General features: G+C 61.1%; 24 protein-coding genes. 11 read left to right on the plus strand and 13 right to left on the minus strand.

Going from position 1 to position 23,412, the window contains the following annotated elements; all coding sequences use genetic code 11:
- Window positions 1-52 precede the first annotated feature (52 nt).
- Window positions 53-1,447, minus strand: a complete 1,395-nt coding sequence (locus tag BMZ46_RS24095; RefSeq protein ID WP_074688864.1) for a sensor histidine kinase — start codon at window positions 1,445-1,447, stop codon at window positions 53-55.
- A complete protein-coding gene (locus tag BMZ46_RS24100; protein ID WP_007952956.1) occupies window positions 1,425-2,108 on the minus strand; it encodes a response regulator transcription factor in 684 nt (227 codons plus the stop codon). The genes BMZ46_RS24095 and BMZ46_RS24100 overlap by 23 nt, the downstream gene beginning before the upstream one ends.
- Before the next feature lie 297 nt (window positions 2,109-2,405).
- Between BMZ46_RS24100 and BMZ46_RS24105 the strand changes: the two genes are divergently transcribed.
- The 4 genes from BMZ46_RS24105 to hcnC all read left to right on the plus strand — a co-directional run bounded on the left by BMZ46_RS24105 (window position 2,406) and on the right by hcnC (window position 6,722).
- Complete coding sequence (locus tag BMZ46_RS24105) at window positions 2,406-3,344, plus strand: hypothetical protein (RefSeq protein WP_074688862.1); 939 nt, start codon at window positions 2,406-2,408, stop codon at window positions 3,342-3,344.
- Between the two features lie 405 nt (window positions 3,345-3,749).
- A complete protein-coding gene (locus tag BMZ46_RS24115) occupies window positions 3,750-4,064 on the plus strand; it encodes a (2Fe-2S)-binding protein (RefSeq protein WP_074689298.1) in 315 nt (104 codons plus the stop codon).
- Window positions 4,061-5,470 carry a cyanide-forming glycine dehydrogenase subunit HcnB gene (gene hcnB, locus BMZ46_RS24120; RefSeq protein ID WP_074688860.1) on the plus strand — a complete coding sequence of 470 codons (1,410 nt, stop codon included), beginning with the start codon at window positions 4,061-4,063 and terminating at the stop codon, window positions 5,468-5,470. Before BMZ46_RS24115 ends, hcnB begins: the two co-directional genes overlap by 4 nt.
- The gene (gene hcnC / locus BMZ46_RS24125) at window positions 5,463-6,722 is read left to right on the plus strand and encodes a cyanide-forming glycine dehydrogenase subunit HcnC (protein ID WP_074688858.1); all 1,260 of its coding nucleotides are present in this window, start codon (window positions 5,463-5,465) and stop codon (window positions 6,720-6,722) included. The genes hcnB and hcnC overlap by 8 nt, the downstream gene beginning before the upstream one ends.
- A 181-nt stretch (window positions 6,723-6,903) precedes the next feature.
- Here the strand turns inward: hcnC and BMZ46_RS24130 are convergent, their stop codons facing one another.
- The gene (locus tag BMZ46_RS24130; RefSeq protein WP_074688856.1) at window positions 6,904-8,712 is read right to left on the minus strand and encodes a monovalent cation:proton antiporter-2 (CPA2) family protein; all 1,809 of its coding nucleotides are present in this window, start codon (window positions 8,710-8,712) and stop codon (window positions 6,904-6,906) included.
- A 164-nt stretch (window positions 8,713-8,876) separates the two neighbouring features.
- Between BMZ46_RS24130 and BMZ46_RS24135 the strand changes: the two genes are divergently transcribed.
- A complete protein-coding gene (locus BMZ46_RS24135; RefSeq protein ID WP_074688854.1) occupies window positions 8,877-9,791 on the plus strand; it encodes a LysR family transcriptional regulator in 915 nt (304 codons plus the stop codon).
- Here the strand turns inward: BMZ46_RS24135 and BMZ46_RS24140 are convergent.
- The 5 genes from BMZ46_RS24140 to BMZ46_RS24160 form a co-directional block, all read right to left on the minus strand.
- Window positions 9,781-10,551, minus strand: a complete 771-nt coding sequence (locus tag BMZ46_RS24140) for a substrate-binding domain-containing protein (RefSeq protein ID WP_074688852.1) — start codon at window positions 10,549-10,551, stop codon at window positions 9,781-9,783. The two genes, BMZ46_RS24135 and BMZ46_RS24140, sit on opposite strands and share 11 nt — an antisense overlap.
- Window positions 10,552-10,561: 10 nt before the next feature.
- Window positions 10,562-11,854: an MFS transporter gene (locus tag BMZ46_RS24145; RefSeq protein WP_039767269.1), complete on the minus strand. Its 1,293-nt coding sequence runs from the start codon at window positions 11,852-11,854 to the stop codon at window positions 10,562-10,564.
- 143 nt (window positions 11,855-11,997) lie between these two features.
- Complete coding sequence (locus BMZ46_RS24150; protein ID WP_074688850.1) at window positions 11,998-13,059, minus strand: M48 family metallopeptidase; 1,062 nt, start codon at window positions 13,057-13,059, stop codon at window positions 11,998-12,000.
- Between the two features lie 10 nt (window positions 13,060-13,069).
- A complete protein-coding gene (locus BMZ46_RS24155) occupies window positions 13,070-14,116 on the minus strand; it encodes a M48 family metallopeptidase (RefSeq protein WP_074688848.1) in 1,047 nt (348 codons plus the stop codon).
- Between the two features lie 24 nt (window positions 14,117-14,140).
- Window positions 14,141-14,737 (minus strand): LemA family protein, encoded by a 597-nt coding sequence (locus BMZ46_RS24160; RefSeq protein ID WP_074688846.1) that lies wholly within the window; start codon window positions 14,735-14,737, stop codon window positions 14,141-14,143.
- Between the two features lie 200 nt (window positions 14,738-14,937).
- Between BMZ46_RS24160 and BMZ46_RS24165 the strand changes: the two genes are divergently transcribed.
- On the plus strand, window positions 14,938-15,246 hold the full coding sequence (locus tag BMZ46_RS24165; protein ID WP_011334872.1) for an RcnB family protein: 309 nt from the start codon (window positions 14,938-14,940) through the stop codon (window positions 15,244-15,246).
- Between the two features lie 8 nt (window positions 15,247-15,254).
- Here BMZ46_RS24165 and BMZ46_RS24170 read toward each other — a convergent pair whose 3' ends face one another.
- The gene (locus tag BMZ46_RS24170; protein WP_074688844.1) at window positions 15,255-16,331 is read right to left on the minus strand and encodes a sensor domain-containing diguanylate cyclase; all 1,077 of its coding nucleotides are present in this window, start codon (window positions 16,329-16,331) and stop codon (window positions 15,255-15,257) included.
- Window positions 16,332-16,472: 141 nt separating this feature from the next.
- Here BMZ46_RS24170 and BMZ46_RS24175 point away from each other — a divergent pair, with 141 nt between their 5' ends.
- Window positions 16,473-16,811 (plus strand): FKBP-type peptidyl-prolyl cis-trans isomerase, encoded by a 339-nt coding sequence (locus BMZ46_RS24175; protein ID WP_007952931.1) that lies wholly within the window; start codon window positions 16,473-16,475, stop codon window positions 16,809-16,811.
- An 86-nt stretch (window positions 16,812-16,897) separates the two neighbouring features.
- Here the strand turns inward: BMZ46_RS24175 and BMZ46_RS24180 are convergent, their stop codons facing one another.
- Together BMZ46_RS24180 and BMZ46_RS24185 are read right to left on the minus strand one after the other, a co-directional pair.
- Window positions 16,898-17,179 (minus strand): hypothetical protein, encoded by a 282-nt coding sequence (locus BMZ46_RS24180; RefSeq protein ID WP_039767262.1) that lies wholly within the window; start codon window positions 17,177-17,179, stop codon window positions 16,898-16,900.
- Between the two features lie 9 nt (window positions 17,180-17,188).
- On the minus strand, window positions 17,189-17,560 hold the full coding sequence (locus BMZ46_RS24185) for a DUF6124 family protein (RefSeq protein WP_039767261.1): 372 nt from the start codon (window positions 17,558-17,560) through the stop codon (window positions 17,189-17,191).
- Between the two features lie 511 nt (window positions 17,561-18,071).
- Between BMZ46_RS24185 and BMZ46_RS24190 the strand changes: the two genes are divergently transcribed.
- Entirely contained in the window at window positions 18,072-18,386 is a 315-nt protein-coding gene (locus BMZ46_RS24190) for a helix-turn-helix domain-containing protein (RefSeq protein ID WP_039767259.1), read from the plus strand.
- Between the two features lie 19 nt (window positions 18,387-18,405).
- Here the strand turns inward: BMZ46_RS24190 and BMZ46_RS24195 are convergent, their stop codons facing one another.
- A complete protein-coding gene (locus BMZ46_RS24195) occupies window positions 18,406-19,506 on the minus strand; it encodes a cytochrome P450 (protein ID WP_074688842.1) in 1,101 nt (366 codons plus the stop codon).
- Between the two features lie 79 nt (window positions 19,507-19,585).
- Between BMZ46_RS24195 and BMZ46_RS24200 the strand changes: the two genes are divergently transcribed.
- Window positions 19,586-20,347: an ArsR/SmtB family transcription factor gene (locus tag BMZ46_RS24200; RefSeq protein ID WP_074688840.1), complete on the plus strand. Its 762-nt coding sequence runs from the start codon at window positions 19,586-19,588 to the stop codon at window positions 20,345-20,347.
- Here the strand turns inward: BMZ46_RS24200 and BMZ46_RS24205 are convergent.
- A complete protein-coding gene (locus BMZ46_RS24205) occupies window positions 20,344-21,087 on the minus strand; it encodes an SDR family NAD(P)-dependent oxidoreductase (RefSeq protein ID WP_074688838.1) in 744 nt (247 codons plus the stop codon). The two genes, BMZ46_RS24200 and BMZ46_RS24205, sit on opposite strands and share 4 nt — an antisense overlap.
- Window positions 21,088-21,349: 262 nt before the next feature.
- Between BMZ46_RS24205 and BMZ46_RS24210 the strand changes: the two genes are divergently transcribed.
- Together BMZ46_RS24210 and BMZ46_RS24215 are read left to right on the plus strand one after the other, a co-directional pair.
- Window positions 21,350-22,570: a putative DNA modification/repair radical SAM protein gene (locus BMZ46_RS24210; protein ID WP_074688836.1), complete on the plus strand. Its 1,221-nt coding sequence runs from the start codon at window positions 21,350-21,352 to the stop codon at window positions 22,568-22,570.
- Window positions 22,567-23,406 (plus strand): TIGR03915 family putative DNA repair protein, encoded by an 840-nt coding sequence (locus BMZ46_RS24215; protein ID WP_074688834.1) that lies wholly within the window; start codon window positions 22,567-22,569, stop codon window positions 23,404-23,406. The genes BMZ46_RS24210 and BMZ46_RS24215 overlap by 4 nt, the downstream gene beginning before the upstream one ends.
- The last annotated feature ends 6 nt before the right edge of the window (window positions 23,407-23,412 follow it).

The raw sequence follows: 23,412 nt of genomic DNA on the forward strand, positions 1-23,412 counted from the left end.
ACGCGGAGCGTCCCTTGAGGCATTCCCACGCAGAGCGTGGGAACGATCTATCTCAAGACTGTGAAATCAGGCTCTGCCGACAATCCAGCACCAGCTTCGCCCCGCCCAGATCGCTGCGTCCCACCTCAAGGCTGAACCCGTGCAGGTTGACGATTGCCGCAACGATCGACAGCCCCAGGCCAAAGCCGTTCTGCGGTTGCCCGCCCTCGGCGCGATAAAAGCGCTGGAACACCGCCTCCCGTTCGGATTCGGGAATACCGGGGCCGGAGTCATGCACCTCGATCCGCGTATGCCCCGCATCATTGACCCCGCGCAACACCACCGTGCCACCGGCCGGGGTGAACTTGATCGAATTGCTCAACAGGTTCGCCAGCGCTTCAAACAGCAACGCCCGATCACCGTTCAGCATCGGCAGGGTTTCCGGCATGTTCAGTTCGAAACGCAACTCGTCGTCTTCGGCCAGCGGCAAATAGAACTCGTGCAGTTCCTGCAGCAACAACACCGGATCGAGTTCGACAAAACCCGAGCGCCGCTGACGATCCTCCAGTTCGGAAATCCTCAATAAACCGCGAAACCGCGCCATCAGCGTATCGGCCTCGGCCAGCACCAGATCCAGTTGCGCCGCTTCCGGCGAACCTTCGCCGGCCTGTTGCTGCATGCGATACAACTGCGCGCGCAACCGGGTCAACGGGGTGCGCAGGTCATGGGCGATGTTGTCGCACACGCCTTTGACTTCGTTCATCAAGCGCTCGATGCGATCAAGCATGGCGTTGACGATGGCGGCGAGCATGTCCAGTTCATCGCGGCGATTGGACAGCGGCAAGCGGTGGGTCAGGTCGCCGGCGACGATCGACTGGGCACTGTCCTGGATCGCCCGGATCCGCCGCAACGGCCGCCGACGCAGCAGATGCCAGCCAATGATCCCCGGCACAATCGTCAGCGACACACCCCAGAGCAAGGCATGCAGAATGATCTTCGTCACCGCGAACAGCGAGCCGTTGTCGCGCAACAACACCAGCCAGCGGCCGTCGCGGGTCGGGGTGGCGACTGCGTCGCAGCTGTCGGCGGGCAGGGTCGGGTCGTCGGAGTCGGCGCATTCGCTGAGCATATGGATCTTGCCGTCCAGCGGCAGGCCCTCGGGGATCCTCTGCAACGCGCCGCCGAGGTAGCGATGCTGAGCGTCGAACAGACCGTAGGCGTCGATGCCGCGAATGTCGAAGGTCATGCTGGCGGCGAGCGCGTCTTCCAGCTGATCGCCGCGAAAGTGCGAAAACAGATGCTGACGTTGCATCAGCGAATGCTTGGCCAGGTTGTCGAGGTAACCGGACACCTCGAAATACATGACCCCCATCAGGATCGCGCTCCAGGCCACGAACAACGAACTGTACAGCGCCAGCAAGCGACTGCTGGAAGAACGCCAACCGTCAGACGGGTTCGGCAATGACATAACCCGAGCCTCGCACCGTACGGATCAGCGGGACATTGCCCGGCGGGTCGATCTTCTTGCGCAGGCGGCCGATGTGCACGTCGATCAGGTTGGTGCCAGGGTCGAAGTGATAGCCCCAGACCTCCTCGAAAATCATCATCCGCGACAGGATCTGGCCGCTGTTGCGCATCAGGAATTCCAGCAGCTTGTACTCGGTCGGCAACAGCGTCAGCACCTGCTCGGCGCGGCGGGCTTCGTGGCTGATCAGATCGAGTTGCAGATCCGCCACCTGCAACGTGGTCGGTTGTGCGCCGTTGCTGTTCTGGCGACGCAGCAATACTTCGACCCGGGCGGCCATTTCATCGGTGGCGAACGGTTTGGTCAGGTAGTCATCGCCGCCGGCGCGCAAGCCACGCACGCGCTCGTCGACGTCGGAGAGGGCGCTGATCATCAGGATCGGCGTCGCCACGCCCATGGTCCGCAGCGTGGTGACGATGGCCAGGCCATCAAGCTCAGGCAGCATGCGGTCAAGGGTGATCAGGTCGTAGTTGCCGCTGACGGCGCGGTCCAGGCCTTCACGGCCATTGTCGACCCAGTCCACGTCGAGGCCGTGGCTGCTCAGTTCGGCGACAATTTCCCGGGCGGTCACGGCGTCGTCTTCGATGGTGAGGATGCGAGTCATGGTTGGCCTGCTGGTCTGTTCAAACGCAATGGCAGCATTTTGCCAAGATTTTGCGCGGGCGCTTTAAATTAACTTTCATGTTTTAGCGGATACAAACGCTACGACCGGGCTTTTGTGCCAATGCATAAAACCCGCTGTTATCGAGCCGTTGTTGCAAATTGCATGGTCCTAAGAAGTTCAGAGTTTTTAACTGATTGAATTAAAACGATTTATTTAATGTTGCCGACTGGCACGGTCACTGCAATTCATCTGATGACGAGTTGTAACACCATTTTTCATGCCTGGAGCACTACAACAATGAATAGATCCTCTGATGGGTTTTATCCTGCCTACGAAGGAGAGTCGAGCAACGTCTCGGGCGTGTCCTGGGGCGCGATCTTCGCCGGAGCTGCCGCTGCGGCGGCGCTGTCGCTGATTCTCGTGCTGCTGGGTTTCGGTCTGGGCTTCTCCGCCGTTTCACCGTGGGCCGGGGAGGGCGTCAGCGCCAAAGGCCTGGGCATTTCCACCATCATCTGGCTGGCCGCCACGCAAATCATTGCCTCGGGGCTCGGTGGCTATATCGCCGGTCGCCTGCGGGTGAAGTGGGCCAACATGCACGGTGACGAGGTTTATTTCCGCGATACTGCCCATGGCTTCCTGTCCTGGTGTGTAGCGACTCTGGTCACCGCAACGTTGGTGGTCGGCTCGGTCAGCAGCATCGTCAGCGGTGGCGTGCAGGCCGGTGCCAGTGTTGCCGGTGGCGCAGCCAGTGCGATGACCCAAGCAGCCGGCAGCGCAGCGGCCAACACTGACAGCGATCAGTACGGCTACTTCGTCGACAGCCTGTTCCGCGACGATCGTCCTGCTGCCGTCAGCGATGACGCCGCCCGTGGCACCGTGACCCGAATCTTCGCCCAAAGCCTGGCCAACGGTCAGCTCAGCGCCGAAGACCGTACCTACCTCGCTCAACTGGTCGCTCAGCGCACCAACCTGACCCAGGCCGACGCCGAACGTCGGGTCGATGAAATCTACGCCCGCACCCAGAAGGCAATCGCTGACGCCAAGGTTAAAGCGCAACAAGCCGCCGACACCGCCGCCAAAGTCGCTGCCTGGACTTCGCTGTGGATGTTCATCGCGTTGCTGGCCGGTGCGTTCTTCGCCAGCCTCTCGGCCACCTTCGGCGGTCGCCGCCGGGATGCGGTCGAGTACGTCGAAGTCGAAACCTACACCACGACCACGCTGCCGCCAGTCCGTTAATCAAGGAGACTCACCATGCGCTCACTACTGCTGTTTTTCCTCGGCGTACCGATCCCGATCATCATCCTGATCGCCCTGTTCGTGCACTGATTCCTTGAGGCACATGCCTTGGCCGCTTCCACCTTCGGGTTGAAGCGGCTTTTTGCTTTCTGCGCGGGGCCGAAGGCGCAGAACCGACCAGTCATTTCCATGGCCTGGATCAATATTCGTCGGCGCAATATCCCCTACCGTGAAATTTCCAGGCCCTTGTCGCTGGATCGACTACATTGCTTGCGCGCACTTTGCTGCGCGAGCGGAACCAACCTGCCGGCCCGATAGAGAGATAACACCCGACGTGCCGGCGAGGTGTAGTGCAGCAAGGAGCTGTTTCAACCTCACCTGAACTTTTCACGGATGATCATTGCAATGCACTGCCTAGAAAGAACCTTCGATATCCAGCCTTTGGCGCAGGCGGATATGACTGTCCACATCAACGGCCACCCGGTCAGCGCCGCCATCGGCGAAACCGTGCTCAGCGTCATTCAGTCCCTCGGCGTGCGCCAGGTCGCGCGCAACGATCACAACCAGATCAGCGGTGCCTATTGCGGCATGGGCGTGTGCCAGTGCTGCCTGGTGAAAATCAACGGTCGGCACAAGCGCCGCGCCTGCCAGACCGTGGTGCGCGACGGCATGCTGATCGAGACCCAGGTCAATCGTATTCACGGGCAGGAGGTGGTATGAGCCTGCATCCGGTGATCGTGGGCGGTGGTCCGGCGGGAATGGCCGCGGCCATCGAACTGGCCCTGCACGGGGTGCGCTGCACCTTGCTTGAAGAGGCTTCGCGCCTGGGTGGCGTGGTCTATCGCGGGCCGCTGCGTGACGGCGTGCAGCTGGATTACCTGGGGCCGCGCTATGCCGAGGTGCTGGGCAAACTGCACGGTGATTTTCAGGAGCAGTCCGGGCTGATCGACGTGCGCCTCAACCACCGCGTGGTCGGCGCCGAAGGCACGCGCTCGCTGGTGGTGCTGGACGGCGACGAGCGTCTGCACGAAATCGAATACCCGCAGTTGCTGCTGGCCGCCGGTTGCCATGAACGCAGCGTGCCGTTTCCAGGCTGGACGCTGCCCGGCGTGATCATGCTCGGCGGCCTGCAATTGCAGATCAAAAGCGGCGTGGTCAAACCGCAGGGGCCGGTGGTGATCGCCGGCACCGGGCCGTTGTTGCCGCTGGTGGCGACCCAGTTGCATGCGTCGGGCGTGAGTGTGGCGGGTGTCTACGAGGCCTGCGCATTCGGCAAGATCGCCAAGGAAAGTCTGGCACTGCTGAACAAGCCGCAACTGTTCCTCGATGGCTTGAGCATGCTCGCTTATCTGAAACTGCATGGCATCCCGATGAACTACGGCTGGGGCGTGGTCGAAGCGCACGGCGAAGGCGAACTGAAAAGCGTCAGCGTGGCGCCGTACTCGGCAACGTGGGAGCCGGACATGAGTCGCGTCGAACGCTTCGAGGCGAAGACACTCGCGGTCGGCTACGGCTTCATTCCGCGCACGCAACTGAGTCAGCAAATGGGCCTGGATCACGGCTTCAGCGACGACGGTTACCTGCGCGCCAACGCCAACATCTGGCAGCAAAGCAGCGAGCCCCACGTGCATCTGGCCGGTGACATGGGCGGGATTCGCGGCGGCGAAGCGGCGATGCTCGCCGGCAAGATCGCTGCCACTTCGATCCTGCTGCAACGCGGTGTGCTCGAAGAGGAACTGGCGCGCGTCCGTCGCGACCGTTATCTGGGCAAACTCAAAGCCATCGTGCGCTTCCGCGCGGCGGTGGATCGCTACACCGAACGCGGCGTCGGGCAGACCGCATTGCCGGCCGCCGACACGGTGATCTGCCGCTGCGAACACGCGACCCGCGCCGACATCGACCGCGCGCTGGAGCAGGGCGTGCAAGACATCGCCAGCCTGAAAATGCGCACCCGCGTAAGCATGGGCGACTGTCAGGGGCGGATGTGCGTCGGCTATTGCAGCGATCGTTTGCGACAGGCCACCGGGCGCAAGGATGTCGGCTGGCTGCGCCCGCGTTTCCCGATCGATCCGATACCTTTTTCCGCATTCCAGTCCCTCGGCACGGAGGCCGTTTCCCATGAGTAAGTTCTATGACGTGGTCATCGCCGGCGGCGGTGTGATCGGCGCGTCCATCGCCTATCAACTGTCCAAGCGCAAAGGCCTCAAGGTTGCGCTGATCGACGCCAAGCGCCCGGGCAACGCGACCCGCGCTTCGGCCGGTGGCTTGTGGGCCATCGGCGAGTCGGTGGGGCTGGGCTGCGGGGTGATTTTCTTCCGCATGATGTCGGCCAACCGCAAGCGCGAAACCCAGGGCGCGGCGGTGGCAGTGGACGCCAGCACGCCGCACATTCTGCCGCCGTCGTTCTTCGATTTCGCCTTGCAGTCCAATGCGTTGTACCCGGCGTTGCACCGTGAGCTGAAAGACAACCACGGGATGGATTTCAAGTTCGAAAGGACCGGGCTGAAATTCGTCATTTATGACGATGAAGACCGCTTGTACGCCGAGCACATCGTCGGCTGCATTCCGCATCTGGCCGATCAGGTGCGCTGGCTGGATCAGGCGGCATTGCGCGAGTCCGAGCCGAGCGTCAGCCATGAAGCGCGCGGGGCGCTGGAGTTTCTCTGCGACCATCAGGTCAGCCCGTTCCGCCTGGCCGACGCCTACACCGAAGGCGCCCGGCAGAATGGCGTGGACATGTTCGTCAACACCAACATCACCGGCGTGTTGCATCACGGCACGCGGGTGACCGGGGTGCAGACGGCTGAAGCCGGGGTGTTCCACTGCAAAACCCTGATCAACGCCGCCGGCGCCTGGGCAGCGGACTTGAGCGAGTGGGCCACGGGCATCCGGATTCCGGTGAAACCGGTGAAAGGCCAGATTCTGCTGACCGAGCGCCTGCCGAAAATCCTCAACGGATGCCTGACCACCAGCGATTGCTACATGGCGCAGAAGGACAACGGCGAAATCCTGATCGGCAGCACCACCGAGGACAAAGGCTTCGACGTCACCACCACCTGGCCGGAAATCGCCGGGCTGGTGCAGGGCGCCGTCCGTTGCCTGCCGGAACTGGCGGACATCAACCTCAAGCGTACCTGGGCCGGATTGCGGCCGGGTTCGCCGGACGAGTTGCCGATTCTCGGGCCGATGGCCGGGGTAGAGGGGTATCTCAACGCCTGCGGGCATTTCCGTACCGGGGTGCTGACGTCGGCGATCACCGGGGTGTTGCTGGACAAACTGGTCAACGATGAACCGCTGCCGCTGGACATCACGCCGTTTCTGGCGGATCGGTTTGCTGTAGCGCCGGCCAAAGAAGAGAGGGAGCTGGAGATAGCCTGAGCCTGCTAGCTCCCACGAGATCGTTCCCACGCTCCGCGTGGGAATGCCTCAAGGGACGCTCCGCGTTCCAGCTCTGGAAGGGACGCGGAGCGTCCCGGGCTGCATTCCCACGCGGACGGTTCGACGCCTCGACGTGGGAACGATCAGGGTCAGGCGGTCGGCGCGCGCAGTGTGCGGGAACTCAGGACTTGCCCGATTGTTCTTCCAGTTGATCCGACTCGAACAACCGGGCCAGTTCCGCCCGCGCTTCCTGGGCGGTCTGCAGGACTTTGGCCGCGTCGTCGTACACCGCGTGTTGCGCTTCCAGCACCTGTTCGTCATGGTGCTTGAAGCGCTTGATCCGCGCATCGGCCTGGGCCTGGGTCAAGCCAAGGCCAACCAAGGTGCGGCGGCTCATTTCCAGACTTGAGTAATAAGTCTCCCGGATCGGATCGGCCCCCACATCCACCAACCGATGAACATGCTGCCGGTTACGCGCCCGGGCGATGATTTTCATGTGCGGGTAGAGCTTGCGCACGATCTCGGCGGTCTTGATGTTGGTTTCCGGATCGTCCGTGGCAATCACGAAATACTCCGCTTCCCCGGCCTTGGCCGCACTGAGGATTTCCGGACGCATCGGGTCACCGTAGAACACCGGCACGCCACCGAAACTGCGCGACAGTTCGATAGTCTCCACCGAGGTGTCCAGCGCCACGAACTTGATGTTCTGCGCCCGCAGGATCCGCGCCACGATCTGGCCCATCCGGCCCATGCCGGCGATCACCACCCGTGGGGTTTCGGTCTCGATCTGGCGGAATTTCTCCGGCACTTCCACTGGCTGAACCTTCGGGCTGACCAGTCGTGCGCAGACCAACAGCAACAGCGGCGTCACCGCCATCGACAGGGTGATGGTCAGCACCAGCAGATCGTACAGACGCGGTTCGAACAGCCCCTGATCGCGACCGATCTTGAACACCACAAACGCAAATTCACCGCCCGCCGCCAGCACGATGCCGAGGCGAATCGCGCTGACCTTGTTCAACCCGCCGGCCAGACGCCCGACCACAAACAACAGCGGCAACTTCAGGGCGATCAGCAGCAGCGTCAGCCCCAGCACCGTGATCGGCGCGCTGAGCAGCAGACTGAGGTTGGCGCCCATGCCGACGCTGATGAAAAACAGCCCCAGCAGCAGGCCCTTGAACGGTTCGATCTGCGCTTCCAGCTCATGGCGATATTCCGAATCCGCCAGCAGCAGGCCCGCGAGAAACGCGCCCAGCGCCATCGACACACCAACCATGTCCATCAGCCACGCCGTGCCTATCACCACCAGCAACGCGGTGGCGGTGGAGACTTCCGGCAGACCGGTTTTCGCCACGATGCGAAACACTGGACGCAACAGATAACGTCCGCCGATCACCACCACCGCGATGCCGCCGAGCACCTGCAAACTGTGGCGTACGTCGTCGGCGGTGCTGGTGTGGTGATCGACCCCCGCGAGCATCGGCACCAGGGCGATCAGCGGGATCGCGGCGATGTCCTGGAACAGCAGAATCGCAAACGCCAGACGACCGTGGGGGCTGGTCAGCTCTTTGCGTTCCGCCAGGCTTTGCAACCCGAACGCGGTGGACGACAGCGCCAGACCCAGGCCCAAGACAATCGCGCTGTTCAACGGCTGACCGAACACCGACAGCGCCAGTACGCCAATCACCGAACCGGTCAGCAGCACCTGCGCCAGACCCACGCCGAATACCGATTTGCGCATCACCCACAAGCGTCGCGGCGACAACTCCAGACCGATGATGAACAACAGCAGCACCACGCCCAGTTCCGAGATATGGCTGACGCTCTGCGGATTGCCGATCAGGCCCAGCACCGACGGGCCGATGATCACCCCGGCAAACAGATAACCGAGCACCGCGCCCAGTTGCAGGCGCTTGGCCAGGGGAACGGTAAGCACGGCGGCCAGAAGAAAGACGACAGCGGCTTGTAACAGATTGCCTTCATGGGGCATTAGCGGAACTCCAGTAACGCGGTACGGCGGGGGGCGACAAGGATAAAGGCTGAAATGATTGCAGATCCAGCGCAGAGCCTGATTGAGCAGATGTGCTTCTGTAATAATTTGCATCAATTGGTTACATTTATAGCCTCAGCGAATCAATTCCTCCCGAGTCTTCCATGGCCATCAACTTCGACCTCAACGACCTGCAAGCCTTTCGCGCCGTCGTCGAGCAGGGCAGTTTCCGCAAGGCCGCCGACACCGTGCGCCTGTCGCAACCGGCCCTGAGCCGGCGCATCGAAAAGCTCGAAGACGCTCTCGGCGTGAAGCTGTTCGAGCGCACCACGCGCAAGGTCAGCCTGACCCAGGCCGGACGCGGTTTCATGCCCAGCGTCGAACGCTTGCTCGACGATCTGGACGTCGCGTTGCTCGGCATCAGTGAGGTCGCCTCGAATCGGCAGGGCCACGTGACCGTCGCTTGCGTGCCGTCGGCGGCGTACTACTTCATGCCGAGCGTCGTCGCCCGTTATCACCGGCAGTTTCCGCGAATCAAAGTCAAAGTCCTCGATTCCAGCGCCCACGACGTGCTGAGCGCAGTGGTCAACGGCGAGGCGGATTTCGGTCTGAGCTTCATGGGCACCCAGGAGGCGGGCGTGGATTTCGAGCCGCTGGTACAGGAAAGCTATGTGGTTGCCTGTCGCCGCGATCATCCGCTGGCCGGGCGCAGGAGCGTGACCTGGGACGAGTTCTACCGGCAGGATTACATCTCGCTGGACAAGACTTCCGGCAATCGTTTTTTGCTCGATCAGGCGCTGGCCAAAGTGGTGCCGCAGCGCCCGAGCATCTGCGAGACGCGGCATGTGACGACCATGATTGGTCTGGTGGAGGCGGGGTTGGGCGTGGCGGCGGTGCCGTTGATGGCGATGCCGGCGGCGGATCATCCGATTCTGACGCGGGTACCGTTGACCGATCCGCAAGTGATGCGCAGTGTCGGCATCATCAAACGCCGGGGTCGAACGCTGACCCCGGCGGCATTGGAACTGGAGCGGCTGGTGGTGGAAATGAAAGTCCAGCCGCCGACGGTCAGCGCTTGACCGAATCCAGACCGGTGGCCTGCACGTCAGCCTGGGCGGCGGGTGCGGCGAGATAAGCGAGCAACGCCTTGGCTTCCTGCGGATGCTGCGCACCCACTGGAATGCCCGCTGCAAATCGGGTCACCGACTGCACCGATTCAGGAATCTTCGCCACAAAACTCACACCCGGCACCGGCAGCAATTCGCTGACCTGCTGGAAGCCCAGTTGATAGTCGCCAGTGGCGACCACCGAGCCCACCGGGATTTTCGGGATCATCTTCGCCTTCGGTTTCAGCTGATCTTCGATACCCAGTTTTTTGAACAATTGCTGCTCGATGTACACGCCGCTGGCGCTGTCGGAGTAAGCCACCGATTTTGCATCCAGCAGGGTTTTCTTCAGGGCATCGACGTTGCTGATGTCCGGTTTCGGCGCGCCTTCGCGCACTACCAGGCCGATTCGCGAATCCGCCAGCTCCACCCGCGACGCCGGATCAACCTTGCCTTGCTTGATCAGATCATCGAGGGCGTAGCCGACCATGATCACCACGTCGGCCTTTTCACCACGGGCGAGGCGATTGGGGATTGCCTCCGGCGCCTTGCCCATCGACGGACCGAGTTGGGTGTCCAGCGTGTTGCCGGTGGCGGCGGCGAATTTCGGCCCGAGGATCTTGTAGGCGGCGGTGAAACCGCCGGAAGTCATGACCCGCAGTTCTTCGGCCTGGGCCGCAACGTTGAACGCAAGACCGGCGAGCAGGGCTGTAACGGTAAACAGTTTTTTCATGGTGATGTTCTCAGGCAGTAACAGGTTGCAGACGACCGCCGGCCCGGCGATACAGATAAAGCGTGGCGCACAATGCACACAGTGCGCCGATGCTCATCCAGTAACCCGGTGCGGCTTTGTCGCCGGTGTACTCAATCAGGAAGGTCGACATTGCCGGGGTGAACCCGCCGAACACGGCAGTGGCGAGGCTATAGGCCAGGGAGAAACCGGCCACCCGCACTTCCACCGGCATGATCTCGGTCAGGGCCGGGATCATCGCGCCGTTGTACAAACCGTAGATGAACGACAGCCACAACAGCGACAACAGCATGTGGCTGAAGCTCGGCGCCTGCACCAGGTACGACAGCGCTGGATACGTGGTGGCCAGGGCCAGCAACGCCATGGCGATCAGCACCGGACGGCGGCCGACGCGATCGGACAATGCACCGCCAATCGGCAGCCAGAAGAAGTTGGAAACGCCCACCAGCAGCGTCACCAGCAATGCATCGGAAGTGCTCAGGTGCAGCACGGTTTTGCCGAAGGTCGGTGCGTACACGGTGATCAAGTAAAACGCGGTGGTGGTCAGGGCAACCATCAGCATCCCGCCCAGCACCACGCCCCAGTTCTGGCCGAGGGTGCGGAACACTTCCTTCATGCTCGGACGATGTTTACGAGCGGCGAACTCTTCGGTCTCCGCGAGGTTGCGCCGCAGAAAGAAGATGAACGGCACGATCATGCAACCGACGAAAAACGGAATACGCCAGCCCCAATCGGCGACCGCTTCCGGCGCCATCCATTGGTTCAAGCCATAACCGAGCGCGGCGGCGACGACGATGGCCACCTGCTGACTGGCCGACTGCCAGGCGGTGAAAAAGCCTTTGCGACCGGGCGTGGCGATCTCCGAGAGATACACCGAAACCCCGCCCAGTTCGGCACCGGCGGAGAAGCCCTGCAGCAGCCGTCCGATCAACACCAGCGCCGGGGCAAACAGGCCGATGGTTTCATATCCGGGCACAAGCACAATCAGTATCGTGCCGCTGGCCATGATCGACAGGGTGACAATCAAACCTTTGCGACGACCGACGTCATCGATGTACGCGCCGAGCACGATAGCCCCCAGCGGACGCATCAAAAAGCCTGCGCCGAACACTGCGAAAGTCATCATCAGGGACGCGAACTCACTGCTCGCCGGAAAGAACACCGCCGCGATCTGCGTGGCGTAGAAGCCGAACAGAAAGAAGTCGAACTGTTCGAGGAAGTTACCCGAGGTCACCCGGAAAATGGCGCCGGCCCGCGAGCCGCCGTGTGGGATTGAGGCTGTCATAGAAAAGTACTCCACCGCTTTTATGACGTGCGCGACGGGGAGGCGGCGCACGGTTTTTATTGGGGCGGATAGTGGCGCGCAGGGATCGATTTGTTAATTGCATTGTTGGCATGGATTGATGCGCTATGCAGATCAATGGCGTGCTATGGCAGCTGTTTTGGCGTCGCTGCCTGTACGGTTCTGGCTACCATCGAGTCTTGCGCTGGTGCGGCGATGTTCACAAAAGTCCCGTCCCAGTCAGGGTCTATCCTGCGAATGCGTTCACGCAGATCCGGATGGCCCGAGAGCAGATGAGCGCTGGAAGTGCCAGGGCTGAAAAACAGGTGGCTGAACTCGGCAGCGCGGGCTGCCTTGAGGGTCGAGCCCATTTTATACCCGCCGATTTTCTTCAGTGCCCCGGCGATACTGTCGGGGTTGCGGGTGTATTGCACGGCGGTCGCATCGGCCAGGAATTCGCGTTGCCGGCTGACCGCAGCCTTGATCAGGTTGCCGAAGAACGTCCCGGAGAATCCGACAATGCACAGCGCAGTGCCAAACATGCTGACCAGAATGGTCGGCTGCTTACGATTGGCAGATGAGTGTGGTGTGTCTTCAAGACCGCGCAAGAGATGGTTTCCCGCCAGCCCGATCACCATGATCCCGTGAACGATCGCGACCAGTTGGGTGTTCAGGCGCATGTCGCCGTTATAGATGTGGCTGAATTCGTGTGCGATCACGCCTTGCAGTTCATCGCGTGACAACAGGCTTATCGCACCTTGAGTGACGCCGATCACTGCATCCTGAGGGGTGAAACCGGCGGCAAATGCATTGATGCCCTGATCCGGCAACAGATACACGCAAGGAACGGCGGTGCCAGACGCCAACGCCATTTCCTCCACCACGTTGACCAGGCGGCGCTCTTCCAGAGTCCGCGCGTCATGGTTGATCAGACGACCGCCCAAACGGCGCGCGACCACTTTTCCACCCCCTGTCAGTTCGACGTATTTGATTAGCCCGCCGAGCAACACAACACCCGTTACCAGCGTCGCAACGGTCGCGAAAAACTGCCAGTTCGACGCCATGTTCTCCAGCGTTTTGCCGTATGAGAACGGCAGAATCAGGAGCATGCAGGACACAAGAATCAAGCCGAGTACGGCGAGAAACATCAAGATCACGAGCTGCACCGAGCGACGTTTGGCCCGGCACTGTTGTTCAAAGAAATTCATCTAGTCTGAATCAATCCGCCGTTGCCGCCATCTGATCTGGCACCGGTCTGCCCGCTGCGGCAGCCGTCGTAAAACTCCCGTCCCACTGCGGATCGATCCGACGAATCCGTACGCTCAGATCAGGGTGGGTCGCAAACATCCGGCTCAGCAAACCTGAGCCGCCGGTACTGAAAAACAAATGGCTGAACTCGGCGGCACGGGGCGAGCTGATCACCGAGCCTTGTGCATGGGCGCCGATTTTTTTCAGGGCACCGACAATGCTTTGCGGATTGCGCGTGTATTGCACCGCGCTGGCATCGGCGAGGAATTCACGCTGGCGACTGACAGCCGCCTTGATCAAATTGCCATAGAGATTTCCGATAAATCCGGCCACGCACAGTGCGGCACCGAGCGCAAAAACCACCAGCATCAACCGCACGTCGCGTTTGTCGCGCTTGAGCAGGCTGGCCATTATGTAAGTGCCAGCCAGCCCCAACACCAACAGGCCGTGCACCACTGCCACCAGTTGCGTGTTGAGGCGCATGTCCCCGTTGAAGATGTGGCTGAGTTCGTGGGCGATCACCCCTTGCAGTTCTTCTCGGGTCAGTAGTTTCACTGCGCCACGGGTCACACCAATGGCCGCGTCCTCCGGTGTAAATCCGGCCGCGAAGGCGTTGATGCTTTCGTCCGGTAACAGATACACCGCCGGCAGGCAGGTGCCGGAGGCGATCGCCATTTCTTCGACGACGTTCATCAACCGCTGCTCGTCCAGGGTTCGCACATTGCCATTGAGCAGGCGGCCACCCAGTTTCTCCGCGACGACTTTGCCGCCCGCGCGCAGTTGCCGATATTTGAGCAGACCGCCAATCACCACGATGCTGCTGATGAACGATGCGATAACGGCCATTGCCAGAAACGCGTCCGCCAGCGTGCCAGTCCCGCTCAGGTAATCCTCAAAGCCATTGAAGACGAAGGGCAGGCTGGTCATCCCGATCAGCATGACAATCGCCAGAATCATCAGGTAAACCAGCCGTGACGTTTGGTTCCGGGCCTGGGTTTGTCGTTCAAAAAAATTCATCGGGCCATCCATGGAGAGCAGCAATCAGAAAGAAACGTTGGGCGCGGTCTTGATGGCCAGCGTATCGGCGAACTTCAGCGGAACCGCATCCTCGCGATGGCCAAAACTGGCCGCCAGCAGCACCGCCGGAAAACTCTGCTTGAGCGTGTTGTAGGTCATCACCGCGTCGTTAAACGCCTGGCGCGCGAAGCTCACCTTGTTTTCGGTGCTGCTCAGCTCTTCACTCAGTTGTTGCATGTTCTGGGAGGCCTTGAGTTCCGGATAAGCTTCCAGCGTCAGATTCAATCGACCCACCGCGCTGCTGAGTGCGCTGTCCGCCAGCCCCAGTTGCGCGATGTTCTGGGCGCTGCCCGGTTTCGCCTGCGCAGCCTCAAGTCCGGCCACGGCGGCATTGCGCGCGGCGATCACCGCTTCAAGGGTTTCGCGCTCATGGGCCAGATAACCCTTGGCGATGCTGACCAGATTGGGGATCAGGTCATAGCGGCGTTTGAGCTGCACTTCGACCTGAGCAAATGCGTTCTTGATCTCGTTGCGCCGGGCAACAAGTTTGTTGAAAAGACTGACAGCGTAGAGCCCCAGCAGCGCCAGCAACACCAGATTGACGATGAGATAGATTTTCACGGTGATGTCCTTATTCACTCGGCAGGGGCGCGCGATCTTATCGCAAATGGATGCCGTTGACTGTATTGGCCCGGTGGCGGGTTAGCCCGGATCGCGTTCCGGAGCGTGGCTACAATCTCAACTTCCATCAATAAACAAGGAATGATTCCGGAACCCCGCAGTCGGAGTTCAGGTATCACACATCTGAAGGAGGTTCACCGATGAACAACAAGACCCTAATCGCCAGCCTGGCCCTAGTCGCCGGCATCGCCGGGATCAGCCCCCTCGTTCAAGCGGCGCAAACCTCGAACGACACTGTCGAGCAATCACCGACCGGCAACCGCGAACTGAACGTCAACGACCGCGCCCCGGATATCTACCAGCGCAGCGAAAAAGCCATCAAAAACTGGAAACAGAAAGGCCTCAAGCAGCCGGAACCGCAAGCGCAGTGGGTGCAGATCAATGACAAGTACGTGATGGTGATGATTACCAACGGGACGATTGTGGCGATTCAGCCGGTGGAGAAATAGCCTCGGGCTCAATCAGCCCGGCCATGACTCAGCGCTTGCCCGCCGCCCAATCGATACTGATTATTCCCGCTGCGCTTGGCCTCATACATCGCCAGATCCGCAATGTGCAGCAAGCGGTCCATGGTCGGTGCGTGGTCGGGGAATACGGCGACGCCGAGGCTGGTGCCGATATGGCGTTGTTCGTTGCCGATGGGAGTCGGCGGGGACAGTTCGATGAAGATTTTCTGGCAGATGCTGCGCGCTTCGTCCTGCAGGTTCAGGCCGGGGGCGAGGCCTTGCAGGATGACCACGAATTCGTCGCCGCCGATCCGCGCGACGGTGTCGCTGACCCGCAGGATGCGTTTCAGGCGCGTAGCGGTGGTGATCAGAACGCGGTCGCCGGCGGCGTGACCGTAGCGGTCGTTGATCGCTTTGAAGCCGTTGAGATCGATAAACACCAGCGCCACCCGCGTCTCGGTCACGCGGGCATGTTCCAGTGCTTCCGATAGCCGTTCCTCCAGCACCAGCCGATTCGGCAGGCCGGTCAACGGGTCGAAGTGAGCCAAGTGCTGGAGGTAGCTGGCCGAGGCCTTTTCTTCGGTGATGTCGCGTACCACACCCATCATCTTGATAACCGCGTCGTGATCGTTGCGCACCACGTTACCGGTTTCCCGCAGCCAGCGAATCGTGCCGTCGGGCCAGACCACGCGGTATTCCTCATCATGGTTTTCACCGGTCTTCAGGCACCGCAATTCCCCGGCGCGCACCCGGGCGCGGTCGTCGGGGTGTACGCAGGAGCAGAACAGGGCGTAGGAGGGTGTCACTTCGCCGATCTTGAACCCGAACATGCCGAAGATCGCGTCCGACCAGTAGAGCCGGTCAGTGTCGACTTCCCAGTCCCACGTGCCGATCCGGGCGAAATACTGGCTGCGCTTGAAGCGGTCGGCATCGCCATCCTGACGTATGTTCTGGCCCTCGGCGGCGCGGGTGAGCAATTCGCGATACTCGGCGAGTTGCTGACGAAGCTCGCGCACTCGGCGGATCAGAACGGCGATCACGACCAACAGCACAGCGACAATGGCGAAGCTGATCCAGAGTTGAGTCATTCAAGCGTCGCTGACATGGCGTATCGATCGGGATTGGTAGCGGGTGGCCATCATCCATCACGGCCGACGTAGGGTCAAACGGTTGCCAATGGCCGGTATTTCTGGGAAAACGGCGGCCAGCGGAACAATAGAGCGAATGTTATGAATGATGAACTGCAGATAATCGATCTTCAGCCCGGAGACGGAAAAGCCGCCGTCAAAGGCGCGTTGATCACCACCCAATACACCGGTTGGCTGGAAGACGGCACCGAATTCGATTCGTCCTGGAGCCGGGGCAAGCCGTTTCAGTGCGTGATCGGCACGGGCCGGGTGATCAAGGGTTGGGATCAAGGGATCATGGGCATGCAGGTGGGCGGCAAGCGCAAGCTGCTGGTGCCGGCGCATCTGGGTTACGGCGAGCGGACGATGGGCAAGATTCCGCCGAATTCGAATTTGGTGTTCGAGATTGAGTTGCTTGAGGTTTTGACGCGGGAGGATTGATTGCCCGTTTCATCGCTGAAGTCATAAAAACCCGCTGCCTCCCTTCACGGAGGCAGCGGGTTTTTTCTTGCCTTATGCCCCAGGTGTTACGCAGCCATCGCCATCTCATCCAGCGTCGCGGCAACCGTGCCGGTCAGGCTTGGGAATCTGCGTTTTACGCTGGTGAGTGCCGGCAGCAGGCGGCTGCGGTCCAGTTCGCCATGGTCACGGGCGAGTTGGGTGAGTGCGGTGAGTGCGGCGCTGACGATGGATTTCCGTTCGCTCTCGAGCAGTAGCAAACAGGCTTTCTGGGCCCATTGGCTGTCTTTCTCGTTGAGGCCGATGGAGATCAGGGCGGCGACGATGTGTGCATCGGATTTGCTTTCCATGGGTGTTCCTCAGGTCGTGGCATCGAGAGTGTCCAGCGCCCGGTTCACAGCCAGTTCGCCACACATCACCACTTGGGCGATGCCCAGCACGGTGCTGCGGTAGGGTGGGTCCAGCAGCGCGGCGAAGTCGCTGAGCATCACGCTGGCCGAAGTCATCGATTCGCAGGCGTGGGCCAGCAGCGCATGTTGATCCAGGTCGGGGGCGACGAGGAACATGCGGCCGGGGCAGTGTTGTTTCGGGGCGGTGGGTTTCAGGTAATGGTCGAGGGCGCGCTCGGCGGCTTCGTGGAGTTTTCTGGAATCGGCGGAGGCGTAGGGCGAGGCCGGATCGGATTCGCTGGGTTTGTCTGTTTCGGGTGGATCGGGGACGTATTTGAACATTCGGGAAAGCCTCAAAGTGATGCCGACACCACCTCGCGACTAAACGAAAAGGTGGCAGCTGTACGCAGGTTAGTCGACCGGCGACTTCCCAAAACCGGCGCACCCGAGGGTGCCCTGCACACAGCCGCCATAGAGTGCAGATGAAGGTCACCTGACTGTCTGGAGCACATGTAAAGTTTTGAGAAATCATCGAGCGACTAAACCCGATCACTGACCATTCAGTGACGCGGACCAAGTTACTGACGCCCTCAAAACCGCACAAGCCGGCGGATTCTGGCGTAGTTGTAGGCAAAGGCGCAAGGCGATGTAGCCTCGCGGATGAGGGCAAAATGATGCTTCATTTGTCAGGCTTTATGGCTCACGTAAAAGGTCGCCGTCGGCCTGTGAAGCGTGTTTGCTTGTGAACATCCTCTTTGTGATACCGAATATTTAATAAGCCACTTTGAGCTTGATTTATATCGGTTTCGATATAGCCTGCGTGGCACGTTCAAATGCCAGGAACAGGTGAAACATGAAGGATCATCAAAACCCACCCCAACGTTTCTCAAACATCTGGGACGCACTGGAAGACACGCCGCATGAAGCGGCCAACATGCGTCTGCGGGCCAAGCTGATGCGCACGCTTTGCGAAACGATTCGTGCGTGGGAGCTTCCCCAGAAAGAGGCGGCCAAGCGTCTTGGCATCACTCAGCCGCGTCTCAACGACGTACTCAACGGCAAAATCGACAAGTTCTCGCTGGACGCGCTGGTCAACCTGTCGGCCGCCGCAAAACTGGAAGTAGACCTCTGTTTCCAGTTGCCTGCATCCCTGGAATGGGCCACCTGATCCTTGATTGCAGCGATGCTTAAGTCTGCATCTCGCTGAACATCGGAATTCGTCCATTCAGCGAAGGCCGGTAGTGCCACGCGAGTCTTCCCGGATCAATGTCGCGGGCGAGAATTTCAGTGAGCGTGGCGCTGGCGATCGTCATCGCCAGCATCTGTCCGGGACATTGATGCCGACCGCTGCCGAACGTGAAGCTGCGTCGGTTCGGGCGATCCACCATAAAGCGATCCGGGTTTCCATTCAGTGCGGGGTCGCGATTGGCCGAGGCCAGCAGCACCAGAATCACGTCGCCGGCTTCCAGCCGCACGCCGTCGATTTCGCAGGTGTTCGCCACAAATCGGCGGGAGTTCTGCACCGATGGATCGAAGCGTTGGACTTCAGCCAGTAACGAATCCACTGACGCCGCGCGTAATTCAGGCTGACGCTGTAAAGCCACCAACGCATTGCCGATAAGCCCGGCAGTGGCCTCGAACGTCTGTGAACAGAGGCCGATCAGGTTGGCGAGCAGCACGTCCGCATCGCCGACAAAACGCTGGCGAATGTCGGCGAGAAACGGGTTCGGGTCCGACAGCAACTCAATGAAGTAACCGCGCAATTGCTCCGCCGCCCGATGCGCTGCCGCCAGTTGCAGGTCATTGCTCAGCGGCGACAGACACGCCGCGAAATCGGCCGTTAGTTCACTCACGACCCGCGCCTGCGCCGGGGTGAATCCGAGCAGCGATGCAACCACGCACACCGGGCCGCGAAACATTGCTTTATAGAGGCCGTCGGCATCGTTCGTGATCAACCGCGCGGACACCAGCGCGCTGACTTCTTCCCGACCAATCAACCCCAACGGCGGCTCGATGGCCGAACGCGGGCAGCGCTGAGCTTCTCCGTCATTCATGCGCATCAACTGGCCGAACACCTTGCCCGCCATGCCGTCGACGATGGCTTTGGGCACCGGTTCCTGCACCGGACGCACCCGGCAATCCGGATGCGCCAGCGCCGCGCGCACCGCCCGGGCGCTGCTGGCCACCCACAGTTTCAGTCCGTGATTAAACGTGAGCCCGCCCGCCGCGCGCAGTTCGGCGTAGTAGAGGTAGGGATCGGCGTGAGTCGCAGCGATGATCGGGTCCATGGATCGCAACCTTGTCGGTGGGGAAAGTGTTGCTACTATCTCCAGTCCTTGAGGGCGATGATTCGTCCGGGAGCGAAATATGCACGCAGAACATCAAGACATCGGCGTCTCGCAAGTGGCCGCCGCCATCGCGGAACCGGCGCGGACCAAAATGCTGTGCTCGCTGATGGACGGCCACGCCCGCACCGCCACGGAGCTGGCGACCCTCGCCGACGTCAGCGCCTCGACCGCCAGCGCGCACCTGGCCAAGCTCAAGGACCTGGCCTTGGTGCGCCTGCATGTGCAGGGCCGTCACCGTTATTACAGCCTCGCCGACAAGCGCGTGGCCCAGGCGCTGGAAGCGCTGATGGTGATCGGCCAAAACCCCGCGCCGACCTTCAAACCGCATACGCCGGATCGCCTGCAATTTGCCCGCACCTGCTACGACCATATGGCCGGGACGCTGGCGGTGTTGCTGCATGACCGCTTGCTTGAGGCGGGATGGCTGGTGGAAACCGATGAACAGGTTTATCGCCTCAGTGAAAGCGGGGAGGCGTTTTTTGAAGGGCTGGGCATTGAGGTCAAGGATCTGTCGACGATGCGCCGCCGCTTTGCCTGCCCGTGCCTCGACTGGAGCATGCGTCGGCCGCATCTGGGCGGTTCGCTCGGGGCCGCGTTGTTGCAGGCCGCGTTGAAGCGCAAATGGGTGACGCAGGATCTGGACAGTCGGGCGCTCACTTTGACGGTGCAGGGGCGCCGGGAACTGGCGTCGCGCTGGGGACTGGTTTTGCCTGGGTCCGGGCGGGAATCGTCAGGTCGCCAACTGACTGACTCCCCGCCCGGATCGGTGCATGCGCGTTAGCTTAGGGTGTATCCGCTATCGACCACCCAATCCTGCCCGACGACGCCGCGTGCGCCATTGCCCAACTGAAAAAGAATGACGTCGGCCACTGCCGCAGGTTCCAGGAATTGTCCGCCCAATAGCCGTTTGTTGACGCCCTGGGCCACGTCGCCGAGCGCTTCGTCGCTCAAGCCCAGTGTCGACCAGATCGGCGTTGCGGTCGGGCCGGGGGAGACGCAATTGATGCGCACACCGTGGGGTGCCAGCTCGACCGCGAGGGTTCGGGCGTGGGCGATCAATGCTGCTTTTGATGCGATATAGGCGGCCAGTCCCGCGAAACTGATTCCGGCCAGAAAAGTACCGATGAACACCACTGACGCCTTGTCTGCAAGGTGCGGGCGCAGGGCGGCCAAGGTGTTCAGGGCGCCGGCGCCGTTCACTGCCCATTGGCGATCGAACGCCGAGCTGTCGAGCCCGTCGGCGAGCTCTGCGATACCGGCATTGGGCACCACGAAGCTCACCGGGCCCAGACTCGCAGCCTGCTCGGCCAAGGAGCCAAGGTCAGAGGCTTGAGTGACATCGCCGGGATGCCAGACCAGTTGGTGGGGATACCGTTCAAGCAGTTCGGCCAGTGCGCCGAGTTTTCGCGACATGGCCAATACGCGCGCGCCTTGATCCAGCAGACGCTCGGTAGCGGCCAGGCCTATGCCCGAACTGGCACCGGTGAGGACGGCAAGCTTGCCCTGAAAAACATGATCCATGTTCGACTCCCGTTTTTGGTCTTCAGCCAAATGGCTACGGGGGAGCAGTCAATTTTCGGGCCATGCCGGACAGCCTTTGATATCAAGGGTTGCGCAGGGTTGGTAGTCATTATGACTCTTTTGGAATCGAGTCAATCTGACTGCCTTTGAGTCAAATTGACCTGACTCCTGCGGCGCGACATTCCGACGAAGAGCGGTATTGCGCCTTGTGTGAGCCAATCGCTCTCTATACTGTATATGCGAACAGTATCGAGTCCGTGCCATGCAAATCATCGACAAGCTCAGCATCCTCGCCGACGCCGCCAAGTACGACGCCTCCTGCGCCAGCAGTGGCGCGCCCAAGCGCAGTTCCGAGGGCAAGAGCGGGCTGGGGTCGACCGATGGCATGGGCATCTGCCACAGCTACACGCCGGACGGGCGTTGTGTGTCGCTGCTCAAGATTCTGCTGACCAATTTCTGTCTCTACGACTGCCAATACTGCGTCAACCGGCGCTCCAGCGACGTGCCCCGTGCGCGTTTCACGCCCGAGGAAGTGGTGACGCTGACGCTGGATTTCTACCGGCGCAACTGCGTCAGCGGGTTGTTCCTCAGCTCGGGGATCATTCGCTCGGCGGACTACACCATGGAGCAACTGGTGCGCGTCGCGAAGCTGTTGCGCGAAGAGCATGAGTTCCGTGGCTACATTCATCTCAAGACCATCCCTGACGCGGATCCCGCGCTGATCGAAGAGGCCGGGCGTTATGCCGACCGCTTGAGCGTCAACATCGAATTGCCCACCGATGCCAGCCTGCAAACCCTGGCGCCGGAGAAGCACATCGGTTCGATCAAGCAGGCGATGAATACCATCTACACCGGCGTGCAGACCGTGCTCAACGAACCCCGCGCACCGAAGTTCGCCCCGGCCGGGCAGAGCACGCAGATGATCGTCGGTGCCGATGACACCGACGACAGCACCATCCTGCACAGCGCTCAAGCTTTGTATGGCAACTTCCGTCTGCGCCGGGTCTATTACTCGGCGTTCAGCCCGATTCCCGACAGTCCGAAAAGCGTGCCGTTGGCCGCACCGCCGCTGATGCGCGAGCACCGCTTGTATCAGGCGGATTTCCTGTTGCGCGGTTATGGCTATACCGCCGGTGAGTTGCTCACGGGGCCGGGCAATCTGGCGTTGGACATCGACCCGAAACTGGCCTGGGCGCTACAGAATCGCGAGGTATTCCCGCTGGATCTCAATCGTGCCGAACCGGCGTTGATTTCACGCATTCCCGGCATCGGCTTGCGCACCACCGAACGTCTGGTGGAACTGCGTCGGCAGCGGCGCATTCGCTACGAAGACGTGGCGCGCATGCGCTGTGTGCTGGCCAAGGCCAAACCGTTCATCATCACCAGCGATTACCACCCGCAGCAGGCAGAAGTCACCAGCCAGATGCTTTATCAGCAATTGCGCGACCGACCAATGCCGCAACAGATGGGGCTGTGGGGATGATCAACCTTGACTGCGACGACCTGTTCGACATCTGGCGCCAACAGGCGCGCTGGCTGCTCAGCCATGAAATCGATCCGAGTCTGGTGAGCTGGGCGTCGGAAGGCGTGAGTGATCTGTTTGCCAGTGACGTGTCGGTGCCCGAGGGGCAGGGGCCATTTCAGGCGCGTATTCCGCGTGCGTTGCTCGACACTCTGGAACAGGCGTCACGCTACCGTGGCGATCAACGCTGGAGTCTGCTGTATGAAGTGCTGTGGCGGGTCAGCCATGGTGATCGCACGGCAATGATGGCCGGCGACAAACTGGGCAGCGAGTTACAGCGGCGGATCAAGCAGGTGCAGCGCGAAGCCCATCATCTGCATGCGTTCGTGCGTTTCATCGAGCGCCCGCCAGAGCTGCCGGGCCCGCAATACGTCGCATGGCACGAACCGGCCCATGACATGCTGCACAGCGCCAGCGAACACTTCATCGGGCGCATGGGCCGGCATCGCTGGCTGATCGCCACGCCCCGCGATGGGGTTTATTACGATGGTGAACAACTGATCCATGAACGTCAGTGTCCGCTGGAGTGGCAGCAACTGGCGCAGAACGTCGATGATCCCCACGGGGACTTATGGCTGACGTACTACAGCCATATCTTCAATCCGGCGCGTTTGAACGAGAAAGTCATGCAGGGGCATTTGCCGACGCGGTTCTGGAAGAACCTGCCGGAAGGAGAGCTGATTCCCGGATTGATTACCCAGGCGCGAATGGGCAAGCAGCAGAACGGACAGGCGAGCGGGATTGCCGGTCGCGCGGGCAAGCGGATTGCCATGAAGGCCACCGAGCCAAACGAATAAAAAAGC

This window comes from Pseudomonas sp. NFIX49 (assembly GCF_900115915.1).
In the GTDB taxonomy this organism is placed as follows: Bacteria; Pseudomonadota; Gammaproteobacteria; order Pseudomonadales; family Pseudomonadaceae; genus Aquipseudomonas; species Aquipseudomonas pharyngis.